The sequence below is a fragment of the Flavobacterium sp. DW-iso2 genome (assembly GCF_058725285.1).
The window spans coordinates 124,638-139,729 of record NZ_JBZXDY010000005.1; the positions used below are offsets into that span (position 1 = coordinate 124,638).

At 34.3% G+C, this 15,092-nt stretch carries 13 protein-coding genes and 1 riboswitch; of the genes, 12 read left to right on the plus strand and 1 reads right to left on the minus strand.

The window, feature by feature from the left end; translation table 11 throughout:
* The first annotated feature begins 81 nt into the window (after positions 1-81).
* The 6 genes from AC4PRO_RS05360 to bglX are packed head-to-tail and all read left to right on the plus strand — an operon-like array spanning position 82 to position 9,924.
* Positions 82-3,081, plus strand: coding sequence for a SusC/RagA family TonB-linked outer membrane protein (locus AC4PRO_RS05360; protein WP_492116587.1), 3,000 nt, complete (start codon positions 82-84; stop codon positions 3,079-3,081).
* Between the two features lie 4 nt (positions 3,082-3,085).
* The gene (locus AC4PRO_RS05365) at positions 3,086-4,540 is read left to right on the plus strand and encodes a RagB/SusD family nutrient uptake outer membrane protein (RefSeq protein WP_074722292.1); all 1,455 of its coding nucleotides are present in this window, start codon (positions 3,086-3,088) and stop codon (positions 4,538-4,540) included.
* 18 nt (positions 4,541-4,558) lie between these two features.
* Complete coding sequence (locus tag AC4PRO_RS05370) at positions 4,559-5,461, plus strand: LamG-like jellyroll fold domain-containing protein (RefSeq protein WP_492116588.1); 903 nt, start codon at positions 4,559-4,561, stop codon at positions 5,459-5,461.
* Between the two features lie 56 nt (positions 5,462-5,517).
* A complete protein-coding gene (locus AC4PRO_RS05375) occupies positions 5,518-6,912 on the plus strand; it encodes a glucoamylase family protein (protein WP_492116589.1) in 1,395 nt (464 codons plus the stop codon).
* A gap of 3 nt (positions 6,913-6,915) precedes the next feature.
* The gene (locus AC4PRO_RS05380) at positions 6,916-7,617 is read left to right on the plus strand and encodes a carboxylesterase family protein (protein WP_492116590.1); all 702 of its coding nucleotides are present in this window, start codon (positions 6,916-6,918) and stop codon (positions 7,615-7,617) included.
* Between the two features lie 6 nt (positions 7,618-7,623).
* Positions 7,624-9,924: a beta-glucosidase BglX gene (gene bglX / locus AC4PRO_RS05385; protein ID WP_492116591.1), complete on the plus strand. Its 2,301-nt coding sequence runs from the start codon at positions 7,624-7,626 to the stop codon at positions 9,922-9,924.
* A gap of 833 nt (positions 9,925-10,757) precedes the next feature.
* Here bglX and AC4PRO_RS05390 read toward each other — a convergent pair.
* Positions 10,758-11,090 (minus strand): hypothetical protein, encoded by a 333-nt coding sequence (locus tag AC4PRO_RS05390; protein ID WP_492116592.1) that lies wholly within the window; start codon positions 11,088-11,090, stop codon positions 10,758-10,760.
* A 392-nt stretch (positions 11,091-11,482) separates the two neighbouring features.
* Between AC4PRO_RS05390 and AC4PRO_RS05395 the strand changes: the two genes are divergently transcribed.
* The 6 genes from AC4PRO_RS05395 to AC4PRO_RS05420 all read left to right on the plus strand — a co-directional run bounded on the left by AC4PRO_RS05395 (position 11,483) and on the right by AC4PRO_RS05420 (position 14,593).
* Positions 11,483-11,845 carry a hypothetical protein gene (locus tag AC4PRO_RS05395; RefSeq protein WP_492116593.1) on the plus strand — a complete coding sequence of 121 codons (363 nt, stop codon included), beginning with the start codon at positions 11,483-11,485 and terminating at the stop codon, positions 11,843-11,845.
* A 47-nt stretch (positions 11,846-11,892) separates the two neighbouring features.
* On the plus strand, positions 11,893-12,069 hold the full coding sequence (locus AC4PRO_RS05400) for a hypothetical protein (protein WP_492116594.1): 177 nt from the start codon (positions 11,893-11,895) through the stop codon (positions 12,067-12,069).
* Positions 12,056-12,448, plus strand: coding sequence for a response regulator (locus AC4PRO_RS05405; RefSeq protein ID WP_074722280.1), 393 nt, complete (start codon positions 12,056-12,058; stop codon positions 12,446-12,448). Before AC4PRO_RS05400 ends, AC4PRO_RS05405 begins: the two co-directional genes overlap by 14 nt.
* Positions 12,449-12,987: 539 nt before the next feature.
* Positions 12,988-13,110 carry a hypothetical protein gene (locus AC4PRO_RS05410; protein ID WP_492116595.1) on the plus strand — a complete coding sequence of 41 codons (123 nt, stop codon included), beginning with the start codon at positions 12,988-12,990 and terminating at the stop codon, positions 13,108-13,110.
* Positions 13,111-13,259: 149 nt separating this feature from the next.
* Positions 13,260-13,446: riboswitch (cobalamin riboswitch) on the plus strand.
* A gap of 189 nt (positions 13,447-13,635) precedes the next feature.
* Positions 13,636-13,860 (plus strand): hypothetical protein, encoded by a 225-nt coding sequence (locus AC4PRO_RS05415; protein ID WP_074722278.1) that lies wholly within the window; start codon positions 13,636-13,638, stop codon positions 13,858-13,860.
* A 343-nt stretch (positions 13,861-14,203) separates the two neighbouring features.
* Positions 14,204-14,593, plus strand: a complete 390-nt coding sequence (locus AC4PRO_RS05420; RefSeq protein ID WP_074722276.1) for an acyl-CoA thioesterase — start codon at positions 14,204-14,206, stop codon at positions 14,591-14,593.
* The last annotated feature ends 499 nt before the right edge of the window (positions 14,594-15,092 follow it).

The window sequence follows — 15,092 nt, forward strand, 5'->3', positions numbered from 1 at the left end:
TTATGTAGTAATTCAAACAGGATTGCTATAACGTTGTAGTTATCTAACTTAGCTCTACTAACATTAACAAATTATTAATAGATGAGAAATTTTATTTTTAGCTTTTTAGCACTCCTTCTACTTCCAGCTTATATGTCGGGGCAAGTAATTAAGGGTAAAGTATTGGATAAAAACGGAATTGGGATACCAGGTGCAATTTTGGTTTCTCCCACTTCAAATGCTGATACTGATTTTGACGGAAATTTTAATATCAATGCGAAAGCAGGTGATTTATTAAAAGTTACCATGTTGGGTTTTGAGGCGGTTTCTATTAAGGCGACTGCTGGACCCATGAGTATAATGATGCTAGAATCGGAAGATACTGCATTAAAGGAAGTTGTTATCATTGGTTATGGTACTAGAAAGACCATTGATAATACAGCGGCAATCACTTCTTTAAAGGCAGAAGAGATTTCTAAAACTAAAGTGTTGAATGCTTCTCAAGCGATTCAAGGTAAAGCGGCTGGTGTTCAAGTTGTTTCATCTGATTTACCAGGAAGTACGCCTTCAGTTATTATTAGAGGTTTAGGAACTGCATTAGGAGGACGTACTCCTTTATATATTGTTGATGGAATGCCTACAGAAAACATCAATAATATTAATACAAATGATATTACTTCTTATGAAATTTTGAAAGATGCATCAGCATTAGCTATTTATGGGACTAGAGCTGCAAATGGTGTAATCATCATTACAACTAAAAAAGGTAAAGGGGACGGTGTCACAGTTGAACTGGAAAGCTTTGCTGGATTTAGAGATCCTTTAAAGAGAGTAAAAATGTCGGGAAGTAATAAATATTCCTATTACTCTAATTCAGCTTTGCAAACTACAACTTTTTCTCAAGATCAACCGGTAAACACTGACTGGTTTGACGAGATCACTAGAATTGGCTCATATACTCAAAATAATATTTCTGTTTCTGGTTCTACAGAAAACATAAAATATTTCTTCAGTTTAGGGAACTATGAGGAAAAAGCGGTTTTGAATGGATTAGATTATAATCGAACTACTTTTAGAAATAATAATGAATATAAAATTTCTAATAAACTGACCTTAAATCAAAATTTTAGTTTCGGAATTACTAATTCAAACCCGAAGCCTCTAAATGCTTTTACTAGTGCTTACAAGCAATCTCCAATAGTCCCTGTTCGTTTTCCGAATGGACAATACGGAGTTTCATTTGTAGGGAATGATGGTTTTGCAGGGACAACAGGATCAAATTTTAATAATGTTGGAAATCCAGTTGCGCAATTAGATTTCTTTAATGAAGAGCAAAAGAGCGTCATCTTACAAGGTGGATTAAAGTTAGATTATGAAATTGTAGAATCATTAAAATTCACTTCGCAATTTAATGGAGAATATTACACTTGGAAAAATTATAATTTTGAAGACACTAGAAATATTTGGTTAGCTGCTGATCCTAGCCGAATTGAATCTCAATACAACTCTACTGCCAATGTCAATTTATTGACAAAAGGAAGAAGTCAATATTTCAATTGGAATCTAACAAACTACGTTACTTACAATGAGGTTTTTGGAGATATTCATGATGTTGAATTAACAGCGGGTATCGAAACTTCTATCAAAGGAGCACGCGAACAATTGACAATCTCTAGAAAGAATGTAAACCCTAATTCAAATTACTGGTCGTTAAGTGGTGTAAATGAAGTAGGGAATGTTACAAGTTATAGAGATGAAGTTTTTAATAAAACAAAGCTTGCGTCTTATTTTGGTCGTTTTCAATATAAATTGATGGACAGATACTTGCTTACTGGGACAATAAGACGTGATGGTTCATCTAATTTTGGTAAAGATTATCGTTGGGGAACTTTTCCAGCCTTCGGAATTGGATGGGTTGTTACTAAGGAAGACTTCATGGCAGATGTTAAAGGAATCGATTTGCTTAAATTAAGAGGAGGTTGGGGTAAACTAGGAAACCAAAATGTACCTCTTAATAATCAGGCCTATTCTTCAGGCCTAAGCAGTTATTTAGGTGGTTCAATTTTGTACCAAGGAACTACAATCAACTCGCAAGTTGATCCAAGTTTATCATGGGAGATTACAGAAGAAACTTCGGCAGGTATTGATTTCGAATTGTTAAACAATAGATTAAAAGGAGCCTTTGATGTTTATGATAAAACAACAACAAACGTAATTTTAAACACTAGACCATATATCACCTCTGGGATTAGTAATTCTTCTCCAGCACATGTGGGACAAGTCTCTAATAAAGGATACGAAGTTAGTTTACGTTGGGATGATAAAATCACTGATAATGTAAGCTATTGGGTTGGAGGAAATTTCTCTAATAACACCAATAAGTTAAAAGGCTTAAAAGACGCCACTCTTGCTCCAATAAATGGAGGAGATTTATCAAACGGACAGTTTACAAAATTACTTGATAATACATCTATTGGAAAACCATTAGGTAGTTTTTACATGTATGAGTACGCTGGTGTTGATCCTACAAACGGTAAGATGTTATATTATACTGCAGCGGGTACGACAGTAGCTCAAGATGCATTGGACGCTAATAAAGACAAAAAGTATGCGGGTTCTATTTTGCCGTCTTCGACCTTCGGAATTACTTTAGGTGTAAACTATAAAAACTTTGATTTATCTCTTGATGGATATGGAACTTCAGGTGCAAAAGTGTACAATGGTAAAAAAGCACAACGTTTTTCAGGAGAGAACATAGAAGAATCTGTTGCTACTAATTTCTGGACAGTAAATAACACTACAGCTTCAAATCCAGCGCCTTTTAACCAAGTTCCAGTTGCCTCAACGTATTATTTAGAATCAGGTGATTTCTTCAGAGTAAATAATATTAGTTTAGGATATAAACTGCCATTAGCTGACAATGGATTTTTGAGTTATTGTCGCGTGTATGTAAATGCAATAAACCCATTTATCACTCAAAAGTTCTCTGGTTTTTCTCCAGAATTAAATGGTAATGGAGACCCATATGGTAGTCAAGGTATCGAACTAGATGCCTACCCAACGCTAAGATCACTTGTTATTGGTGCTAATTTAAAATTTTAATACGATGAAAAAGATATATATATCACTATTTGTACTATCCGCCTACTTTTTTTCTGGATGTTCAAACGACTATTTAGATGTAGACCAAACAGAATCTATCTCTACAAAGGATATTGCTTTATTTAACAATGACGAAGGTGCAACCACATTTGTTACTGCAATCTATAACAAGTTTTTAGATTTCAATATGAGCTCGTTTTCTTGGATTGGACTAACTAGTATTGCTTCAGATGATGCTGATAAAGGTTCTTCTCCTGGAGATACAGGTTCAGATAAAGACCTGCTGGATGCCTTAACCTATAATGCATCAAGCGCTTCTATTAGAGAGGTTTTTGAGGCTAATTATGAAGGAATAAACAGATGCAACCAGGCATTAAGTATTGTGCCACAATTAGATCAAGCAAATCCTGCTTTACGCTCGAGACTAATAGGCGAAGCGAAGTTTTTGAGAGCCTTCATGTATTTTACTATATTAAAAACTTACGGCGGAGTACCTATTATAGATCATTTACCAAATCCCTCTTCTGACGAGGATAGAATCATGCAATTGACACGTAAATCAGCTCCTGAAGTTTATAGTTTTATCGAAAAAGATTTAGCTGATGCGATTGCTGCACTGCCTAATAAATCAGAATATGCTCCAGCAGAAAAAGGAAGAGCTTCAAAAGGCGCTGCCTATGCATTATTAGCAAAAGTAAATTTGTACCAGAAAAAATGGCAGAAAGTGGTAGATAACGCTGATCTAGTTACGGGATATTCAATTGTTCCTAACTATGCCACAATGTTTAGATTAGCTGGAGAGAATGATGCGGAATCAATTTTTGAAATCAATGGCACTGGTGCAGTTCCAGCTAAAGGAATTGCAGGATATTCAAACACTCAAGGTGCACGTGGTGCCGGCGGATGGGGTTGGGGTTTTAATACTCCTTCTGAGAGTTTAGTTAATGCTTATGAGCCAGGTGATGTTAGAAAAGACGCAACTATTATTTTTGCGGGAACAACTTTATATGATGGTAGAGTAGTGCCAATAACCGTTGAAAACTCTCGTTACAATTATAAAGCATATTCTTCTGCATTTACGGATGCGTGGGAAACTGATGCTAATATCAAATACTTGAGATACGCCGAAGTTTTACTAATGAAGGCTGAAGCATTAAATGAATTAGATCAAACTCCAGCGGCTATTCTTTTGTTAAATCAAATTAGAAATAGAGCTGCATTAGGAAACACCATTGCAGTTACTAAAGCAGATGTACGTATTGCTATCTGGAAAGAGAGAAGAGTAGAAATGGCCTTTGAGCACGATCGCTTTTTTGACTTGGTAAGAACTGGGCAAGCTGTTGCAGCTTTTGCAATTCACGGAAAAACATTTGTCGCTGGAAAACATGAATTATTTCCTTTGCCACAGGCTTTTATTAATCAGGCAAATGGATTGTCAACACAAAATCCAGGTTATTAATTTTAAAAAACAGTAAAAATGAAAAAAAATAAATACATATACCTATTTACTTCTGTTCTTGTTTCACAGTTTTTTATAAGCTGTAATGAGGATAGTATAGATAAAGTAAACAGCACGATTCCTTATGAATCAATTGGTGGATATGATAACTCAGATGAGATCGCAGCTGCAAATTTAATTACTAAGGTAAGTTTTGAAAATAATATCACAGATTCGAAAAACGGAATAACTGGTGGAACAGGAACAGCCGTGAGCTATGCACCAGGAATTAAAGGACAAGCTTATCAAGGATCTTCTAGTTCGTTTATTGCTTACAGTACTGTAGCAAGTTCTTTGGTAAGTCTAAAAAACATTACCGTTTCTATGTGGATTAACACAACTCCACATACTGGCGGCGCACAGTCGTTATTTATGTTACCAAAGACGACTGATTTTTGGGGTAACATTTTTACAATGGTTGAAGGAACGGGGCCAGCAAATACTATGTTGATGAAAAATCATATTCAAAAAGATGTAACACCTAGTATTCCTTGGTCAGGCCAATTTATAGAGCATGGCTGGTCAAACCTTTTGCCAAATATGTTTGGATCTTGGAAACATGTTGTTTGGATGTATAATGGTGCTAATTCGACTTATAGCATGTTCATCGATGGAAAAAAACTTGATTTACCAGCTTCAATAGCGAAGCGCTATGCTAGCGATCCTCAAACTGGAGGTGTTGGTTATGGCGACTTGGCAAATTCAAATGTTTCAAAATTTATAATTGGAGGCTTTCAACAACATTTGGGTGCTCCATGGAGTGCTCCTGATGGATGGATGCTTAACTATACCGGATTAATGGACGAGTTTAGAATTTATAATGCTGCACTTACTGATAATGAAGTAGTGGCCTTGTATAAGTTGGAAAAGGACAATAGATAAAAGTTGTAAGAGCTAGTTTAAGAAAACTAGCTCTTAAATAATAATTATAAAAGTATTTGAAAATGAAAGTTTATATATGTTTAGTTTTAATAAGCCTTTTTAACTCCTGTTCTAACTCATCTCCAGATGTTAAAGAACCAAGTGGAGGTACACCCTTACCTACTACGCCAGGTACAACAGCCACTCCATTAACTGACATTGAAGCATTAGACCAGGTACAAAAAGATGCATTAAAGTATTTCTGGGAGTATGCTGAAACCAACTCAAAGTTAGCAAGAGAACGCTATTACACTAACGATCCTGGTTTTGAAGCTAATATTGTTACAACAGGTGGATCTGGTTTTGGATTAATGACCATTATTGCAGGTGTTGATAGAGGTTTTGTTCCCAGAGCAGAAGCCGTTTCTCGCTTGACAACAGCTATGAATTTCCTAGAGAAAGCAGAGCGTTTTCATGGTGCGTGGCCACATTGGATCAACGGAAATGACGGTAAAGTAATCCCTTTTGGTACAAAAGATAATGGTGGAGATCTCGTAGAAACAGCATTTCTTTGTCAGGGATTGTTGACGGTTAGAGAATATTTTAAAGATGGAAATACCACTGAAAAAGCATTAGCCGCTAAGGCAGACGAACTTTGGAAAGGTGTTGAATGGGATTGGTATACTAAAGGAGAAGATGCTTTATATTGGCATTGGAGTCCAAATTACGGTTGGGAAATGAATTTCAAAATTCAAGGATATGATGAATGTCTAATTACCTATGTGATGGCAGTGTCATCTCCTACTCATCCTATACCAGTAGCGGCTTACCACAAAGCGTGGGCAAGAAGTGGAGCAATTAAAAGTGGAGCCTCCCAATATGGTATTCCAGTTGTACTAAACCATAATGGAGCTAATGGAACGGTAGGACCAATGTTTTGGTCTCAATATTCCTATATAGGTTTAGATCCTTCTAATTTAAAAGATCAATATGCTGATTTTTGGGCATTAACCCAAAATCATGCTAAAATAATGAATCAATATTCAATTGCTAATCCAAAGCAATGGAAAGGGTATTCTGATAAGGTTTGGGGTTTAACGGCTAGTTATACTAGAAATAATGATGGAACTACAGGTTACTCAGCACATCAACCTAATAATGACGTGGGAGTCATTACGCCAACGGCTGCTTTATCATCATTTCCATATACCCCCGTTGAATCTATGAAATTTCTACATTATTTATATGATGAAAAAAAATCGGAATATGTAGGAATAGCAGGACCTTATGATGCTTTCTCACCCCATTACAATTGGGTAACTCAGAGGTATTTAGCTATTGATCAAGGTACGATTGTCCCAATGATTGAAAATTATAGAACCGGTTTACTATGGAAACTATTTATGAATGCACCAGAGGTAAAGCCAGGTTTAGTGAAAATGGGCTTTCAGTCTGCGAAATATAATTTTTAAGAGATGACTAAATACATTTTACTAGCTATAACGTTATTAACTACCTTAATTTCCTTTGCTCAAGGTGAAGTTACTGGAAAAATTAAAATTGAAAGTGTTTCAAAGCATGAATTGAAGTATGTTTTACACATTCCGGCAAATACGATGGATAAAAAACCATTAATTATCTTTCTTCATGGTTCTGGTGAAAAAGGGACTGATATTGAAAAAGTAAAAACACATGGTCCGTTTAAATATTTAAAGAAAAACGAACTAGATGCTTATGTTTTGGCTCCACAATGTCCAGATAATGAATATTGGGACACTGAAGTATTGTATCAGTTGATATTAAAAATCCAAAAGAAGAATAAGATTGATGCCAGAAGAATTTATTTAACAGGACTTAGTATGGGAGGCTGGGGCGCATGGAACTTAGCTTTTGCTCATCCTGAGATATTTGCGGCCTTAGTACCAATCGCTGGATTTGTGGATCGTGTACCCATGATTGAAAACTGTAAAATTGAGACTATTCCTATTAGGATTTTTCATGGACTAGTTGACGATGTTGTAGATGTAAATTACTCCATTGCAATCTATAAAAAATTGAGGTCTTGTAATAAAAATATTGAACTGACCATTTTCGACGATGCAGGACATGATAGCTGGACGCGAGTATATGACAATAAAGAAATTTACGATTGGATGTTCCAACAAATTAAAAAATAAAAAGAAATGAAGAACAAATTAATTATAGTGCTCTTATGTCTTTCACTATTTGGCTACAGCCAAAAAAAGAGAAAAAAAAAAGAGATAACAATCAAACCGAGAGAGATGTTTGTTGCTGATTTAATGGCAAGAATGACTGTAGATGAAAAAATAGGACAGTTGAACCTGCCTACTTCAGGAGATATTACAACAGGGGCTGCCAATAGTTCTAATATAGCTAAAAATATTGAAGAAGGAAAAGTGGGTGGTCTTTTTAATATCAAGTCTGTACAAAAAATTAAGGAAGTACAGAAGATTGCTGTTGAAAAAAGCCGCTTGAAAATTCCATTACTTTTCGGAATGGATGTAATTCATGGATACGAAACAACTTTCCCAATACCACTTGGGCTATCTTCTACTTGGGATATGAAGTTAATTGAGCGTAGTGCCCAAATAGCTGCGCAAGAAGCTAGTGCTGACGGAATAAACTGGACTTTTTCGCCAATGGTGGATGTGTCTCGTGACCCGCGCTGGGGAAGAGTTTCTGAAGGTTCCGGTGAAGATACTTATTTAGGTAGTGAAATAGCCAAAGCGATGGTGCACGGCTATCAACAAGATGATTTGTCAAAAAACAATTCGATATTATCCTGTGTAAAACATTTTGCTTTGTATGGAGCACCAGAGGCGGGACGCGATTACAATACCGTGGATATGAGTAGAATTAGAATGTACAATGAGTATTTTCCGCCTTATAAAGCTGCCATTGATGCTGGAGTAGGTTCAGTTATGGCTTCTTTTAATGAAGTTGATGGAATTCCGGCAACGGGAAACAAATGGTTAATGACTGATGTCCTGAGAAAGCAATGGGGTTTTGATGGATTTGTGGTTACTGATTATACCGGAATCAATGAAATGATTGATCACGGTATGGGAGATTTGCAAACTGTGTCAGCTCTAGCGTTGCACGCAGGAGTTGAAATGGATATGGTAGGTGAAGGTTTTTTGACTACTTTGAAGAAATCCTTGGACGAAAATAAAGTGAGTATGGCACAATTAGACAATGCTGTGCGTCTTATTTTGAATGCCAAATATGATTTGGGGTTATTTCATGATCCTTATAGGTATTGTGATGTGACTAGAGCTAAGAATGAAATATTCACCGCTGCAAATCGATTAGAAGCAAGAAATACGGCCGCTCAATCTTTGGTTTTGCTTAAAAATGAAAAGCAACTTTTACCATTAAAAAAATCAGGAACGATTGCTGTTATTGGACCATTGGCTGATGCCAAAGAAAATATGGCAGGAACTTGGAGTGTTGCTACAAATATGGATAAATCCATTTCACTGATTGCAGGCATGAAAGAAGTTGCTGGAAAAGATACTAAGTTGCTTTACGCCAAAGGAAGCAACCTTGATTACGATGCTGCTTTTGAAGAAAAAGCAACAATGTTCGGGAAAACACTACACCGTGATGATAGAACTTCACAAGAATTATTGGCCGAAGCCTTGAAAATCGCTAATCAATCAGATATCATTGTCGCAGCGCTTGGAGAATCTGCAGAAATGAGTGGAGAGAGCAGTAGCAGAACAAATCTAGAAATACCGCAAGCCCAAAAAGATTTACTAAAAGAATTATTAAAAACGGGGAAGCCAGTAGTTTTAGTTTTATTCACAGGTCGACCTTTAGTTTTGGTTCAGGAAAACGAAACGGTTCCTGCTATTTTGAATACTTGGTTTGCAGGAAGTGAAGCAGGATTTGCCATTGCCGATGTATTATTTGGCAATGAAAACCCTTCTGGAAAATTAACGGCTACTTTCCCTAGAAGTGTAGGACAAGTACCTATTTATTATAACCAGAAAAATACTGGAAGACCATTAATGAATAAAGAAGGTAAGTTCGAAAAATTCAGATCTAATTTCATCGATGAGAGAAACGAACCATTATTTGCTTTTGGATATGGTTTGAGTTATACGACTTTCGATTATTCGAACTTGGAAATCTCATCTGATAAAATGAAAATTAATGAGACTTTGAAAGTAACAGTTGATCTTTCAAATACAGGAAATTATGATGGAAAAGAGGTTGTTCAATTGTACATAAGAGATCTAGTAGGTTCTGTGACAAGACCAATAAGAGAATTGAAGGGGTTCCAAAAAATATTGCTTAAAAAAGGAGAAATAAAAAAAGTAACTTTTGAAATCTTTGTCGAAGATTTGAAATTTTATAACTCTGATCTTGAATTTGTTGCAGAGCCTGGTGCTTTCCAAATTTTCGTAGGAACAGATTCAAACGCAGTTAATAATGTTGGTTTTGAATTGGTGAAATAAATTTTGGTTTGTTTATTTTTTGATTCGCCCTTCGGTAATAAAATACCGAAGGGTTTTTTTATAGTTTTTGAAATAGTATTTATATGTCAGTTTCGAATAACAAAAACTGTAAATATTTTTGTTTCTTTACGCGTACAATAAATTTCAAAGCCTGAATTTGACTTTGTAAAGATGTAAACAATTTTATAATAGCATCATAAACTGACGAGTAATTACATAAAATTAGAATACAAATTAACCACAATCAATAATGAAAAAAAATACATTTATTACTTATGGTACACTACAGTAAATTAGACATTCTTTTCAGTAGAAGACACTTATAAATGGGAAGTTGAAATAGCAGAAAGACCCGAATCCAGTGCAGGATTTATTCCTGAAAAGAATTGGATATGTCTAGGTTTTCTATGTTCCAAGATCGGAGTTTGACTTGGGGATTAACGATTGTTATAAAAAATAGAAAATATGTAGATATAATAAATTTCATTTAGTTAATTTTTTTATTTTGATCTTATTTTCTTCTCAAAAGTTCTGAAATTACAAAAATAGGATAATGGTTGGTTTCGATTAAATTTTAAATTGCCCAGAGATAAATTGGATATCCGTAAATATAATCTTAAAGTTGGACTCTCTCCTGAGAATAAGATATAGGCCTCATTTTGCAGCAGGATTTGCAAGCTGTATAAAAAAAATTTAGTCTTCATCATCAAATAAATTGTCAATATCAAAATCATCAATATCAAAATCGTCACTTTCAGTAGGAGCGCTGGCGCCTGGAGGATTGAATAGACCCATTCATCCCAGATGTGGTTGTTAGTATCGGAACTATTTACCTAGTCTAGAAATAACAATCTAAATTCATCGAGTTCTTTACGGATGAGTTTTATATATTCTAGATCTTTATAGCTTTCATGAAAACGTAAACTGCCGACATGAACATATAAATGCATGGCATGGTCTTTAATAATAGCGGCATTTTGCATGCGAATACTGTATAAATCACCCCCTTCGGCACCCGCTATTTTAGCTGGAATAATCATTGAATCAGCACGCATAAATTCTTTGGTGTACTGAATATATTCGTCCTCTTCGGGAAAAGAGGCCATTAAGCTTTCTACTAATTGATATATAAATTCTGCTTTTTGGTAGGTTTTTGGTTTTATCAAATAGAGACATGGGTGGGGGTATTATTAAAAGAATGGATTATAAATCCGCTATCGGGAGAATAGAATTAATCCGTTGGATAAAGAAAAATATTTAAATAACATTGATCTTCATAACGACAGTTGTACAACTTACTACGAAAACTCAAAACGAATTTTAACAAAATCTGGCAAATATAAGTGGGTTTTGACCTGAGGGAAAATAATTAAGCGGGATTCAAATTATAATCATAGGTACAAATATTGATGTTTCCTCACAAAAAGAAAAGGAAGAGGAAATTATAAAATCTCTTGAAGTTATTGCCGAGCAAAAGAAGAGGTTCTTATATTTTGCTCATATCGTTTCTCATAATCTGCGTTCTTATGCCGGTAATATTGAAATGTTATTGAATCTAATGGAAGAAGAAAAAGATGAAGTCAGTTTAAGGGGAACTAATTTGTATTTAGGCTCTTCATCTCGTGTGTTAGCAGAAACAATTGATAATTTAAAGGAGTTGTTGGAAGTTCAAACTGCGTTGAATCCTAAACTTAAAAAAGTAAACATAAATTTACATTTAGCAAAAGCCTTAGCTGTTTTAGAAGATGAAATTAATAAGAATAAGGTCATCATTCAAAATTCAATTTCAGATGAAGAAACAGTAATTTCTAATCCTGCATATTTAGAAAGCATTTTATTTGATCTAACATCTAATGCTATCAAATATTGTGCGCTAGGTAGAATCCCAGTAATTAGTTATATGGTGGTCTCAGAAGGATAAAAAAAAAATTAGTTATAGAAGATAATGGGGAAGGAAGGAATTTAAAATTGCATGGGGATAAGTTATTTGGAATGTATGAAACGTTGCATAATAATTATGATTCGAGAGACATTGGACTGTTTATTATACAAAACAAGATAGAAGCGACGGGTGGAAGTATAGAAGTTCAAAGTATAGTAGGGCAACGAACGGTTTTTAAAATACATTTAAATGAAGAAGTTTAGGGAAGTATATGTCATTGATGACGATAATTTTTTTCATTTTATAATACCCAATTTATTTAAAAACAACAACTTGGGTATTAATGCATCCTCTTTTTTTAATGGGCTTGAAGCTGTCGAAAAAATAAAAGAGAATATAAGTTTAGGTTTAGGCATGCCGGATGTAATTTTACTGGATATAAATATGCCAATTATGGATGGATGGCAATTTTTAGATGAGTTTAAAAAATTCAACAAGGCGACTGATAACAAAACCCATGTTTGTATAATTAGTTCATCGGATAGTAGTTCGGGTACAAATAAGGCAAAACCATATCAAGATCAAATAAAAATATATATTCTGAAACCAATAACAATTGAGGATTTCAAAGAGATATTTTAGCAAAAAAGCTGAGCCAATACGGACAAACTAAATTTTTTAAATTTAAACGAATGAACTTGATTTATTAAGGTAAGAATTAAATAGCAGCTTTGATTGGCTTTACAACGGTAATTAATTCAAAAGATCGTATCAAAGAAAATTCATATAGAAATCTATTTACAACAGCGGAGGTTATTTCCTTTCTTTGTGATGCACGAACTAGAAGGTCTGTGATCAATAGAAATAAATTATAACTATTGATAGTCATATTCTTAGTCGTGTTCCTAGTACTAACAAAGAAAGGAATCTTTTAGATTTAATCAGCTGTAGTTTTAAAGAGGTAGTAGCACGGTTTGGAGGTAACACTAGACGACCAAAGAGTACTATTTGTAAATTGTACTAATACCATGGAGTTCCATCTCGATTTTCAAAATAAAAACACCAGTAACAGCGATACTCAAAAAAATTTCGCAATCGATAAAACATTGAATGATGTTAATGGAGCTTTGTACAATTCTACTTAGAGCAATGAAACGCTTGTGATGTTCTAAAAGCAAGCAATGTACAAAGAAGGTCAGGAAGCAAAAGGATTAGCAACATTAAATATAAGTATAGAGGCTCTTATTACAGAATCTTTTGTTTTTAATAGAAGTGTTGCGTACTGGCTTAAAGGAATAAATTAGACAATTAGTACAAGGAGAATCAGATGTTGACAAAATAAATACATAAATAGGGGGCGCGCTTTTGTAAATTAAAAATGTACTAAAAGTAGTGAATAGAAATACATCTTGTTGGATTTATCGCTATCTTAGCCTTAGAGTAGTTCTTATATACTTCATCAACCGGAAAAGGCTTTACTTAACTGTAGATTAATAGGGAATCGTGTGTAAATCACGAACTGTCGCGCAACTGTAAGTAACACACCAAAGGTTTTCATCCACGAGCATCCACTGCCAAAGGCGGGAAGGACGATGGACACCGTTACAAGTCAGGAGACCTGCCTTTTTCGAATTGACAATGCTTTCGCGATTTGAAGCTTTTAGTCAGACAAATGTGTTTTTATACAAGTTCAAATATCCTTAGTAGGATAATTAGGGGTTGTCCTTTTTCTTTACGCATTTTTCTTTCTTACCATTTTTATTGCAAAAGTATTGTGAAATAATTAAAGAGCTTTTCATAATGATTATAAACCATTTAAAAAGTTACAAATGCAAACGCACAATCTTGACTATCCGCGAATTGGTAGTGACAGAGAACCTAAAAAAGCCTGCGAGCAATATTGGTCAGACAAAAATTCAAGAAAAGAACTGATACATGGAGGCAGCATAGGATGTATTGAAGACAGTCAGTTAGAACAAGAATCAGGAGTAGAGTTAAAACATTCTATTTTTTTTTGTTCTACGATCAAATTGTTGATACGGCGCCAATTTTAAGTACCATTCTGTAATGTTGTAATGAAACTAATTTATACCAATCGTAAAACAAACTTGACATGTATTTTGTGATGGACTTTGGCTATCAACAGACATTTTGGATAGTACAACATGTAAAAGGAAAGATGCTCTGATAATGACGAAAAGTACATTACTTCCGAATTTTACAAAAATCACAAATTCAATTTATTTCCAATATTTTTTTAATGAAGAAGGATAATAATGTTCGCTTTATGCCTATTTGGAAGAACTATAATCGGATTATTATCACCATGTTTTTCAGAACTAATTTTAAATTATCTAGGAACTATTTTTAGATAAAACCTTAAAAAACTAAAATACAATGACTACCGAAGAAAAAATAAAAAAAGCAGAAACACGAATTTTTAAAGCCGTTTTCCCAAGCACCACCAATCATTACGACACGCTTTTTGGTGGTACTGCAATGCAACTTATGGATGAAGTTGCTTTCATTACGGCAACACGTTTCAGCCGCCAAATAATGGTAACGGTAAGCAGCGACAAAATTGATTTCAAAAAACCAATTCCAGCAGGAACGATTATTGAATTAGTAGGTGCTGTGAGTCATTTAGGTAACACAAGTATGAAAGTGAGTGTTGATATTTTCATTGAGGAAATGTATTCAGAGCATCGTGAAAAAGCGATTACTGGAGAATTTACCTTTGTTGCGATTGACGTAAACAAGAAACCAGAGTTTATAGTTAAGAATTAGATTTTTTTAGTGCCAAGAAATTCTAAAAACAAACCCTAGGAGTTAATATATCTAGGAAATAATTTTAAGGAAATAGCAACAGGCACGGACAAATGGAATAATCGACCTTTTATGTTGCCCATCAGATCTGTCACTCAATTCGATAAAGATAATGGAATCGAATGCGAAAAAAAACAATATTTACAGCTAATAGTCGAATGTAGTTTGGTATGATGTAACTGTTGATAAAGTGATTTTAAATCGGTTTTATAAGGGAACAGGAAATTGGTTAGCCCCTAACCTTCATGAAATAGAACCGTCTCAAATTTAGTTTAGAGGCGGTTTTTTTTAAATATAAAATATTTTTTAACCTCTTCTACAAATAAAGATCTAAATTGTTTTTATAGTTTTTTTTAGACCAAGAGTTGATTTACGGTGTTGGCTTCCTTTTTTGTTTTAAAATGACTATTTTAAAAATTATGAGTTCAATTAATAAATCTAACTCAATTTATTTTGAACT

Coding starts and splice junctions, on each gene's coding strand:
- AC4PRO_RS05360 (WP_492116587.1), top strand. CDS start 82: ATGAGAAATTTTATTTTTAGCTTTTTAGCACTCCTTCTACTTCCAGCT.
- AC4PRO_RS05365 (WP_074722292.1), top strand. CDS start 3,086: ATGAAAAAGATATATATATCACTATTTGTACTATCCGCCTACTTTTTT.
- AC4PRO_RS05370 (WP_492116588.1), top strand. CDS start 4,559: ATGAAAAAAAATAAATACATATACCTATTTACTTCTGTTCTTGTTTCA.
- AC4PRO_RS05380 (WP_492116590.1), top strand. CDS start 6,916: ATGACTAAATACATTTTACTAGCTATAACGTTATTAACTACCTTAATT.
- bglX (WP_492116591.1), top strand. CDS start 7,624: ATGAAGAACAAATTAATTATAGTGCTCTTATGTCTTTCACTATTTGGC.
- AC4PRO_RS05395 (WP_492116593.1), top strand. CDS start 11,483: ATGGAAGAAGAAAAAGATGAAGTCAGTTTAAGGGGAACTAATTTGTAT.
- AC4PRO_RS05405 (WP_074722280.1), top strand. CDS start 12,056: ATGAAGAAGTTTAGGGAAGTATATGTCATTGATGACGATAATTTTTTT.
- AC4PRO_RS05410 (WP_492116595.1), top strand. CDS start 12,988: ATGTACAAAGAAGGTCAGGAAGCAAAAGGATTAGCAACATTAAATATA.
- AC4PRO_RS05415 (WP_074722278.1), top strand. CDS start 13,636: ATGCAAACGCACAATCTTGACTATCCGCGAATTGGTAGTGACAGAGAA.
- AC4PRO_RS05420 (WP_074722276.1), top strand. CDS start 14,204: ATGACTACCGAAGAAAAAATAAAAAAAGCAGAAACACGAATTTTTAAA.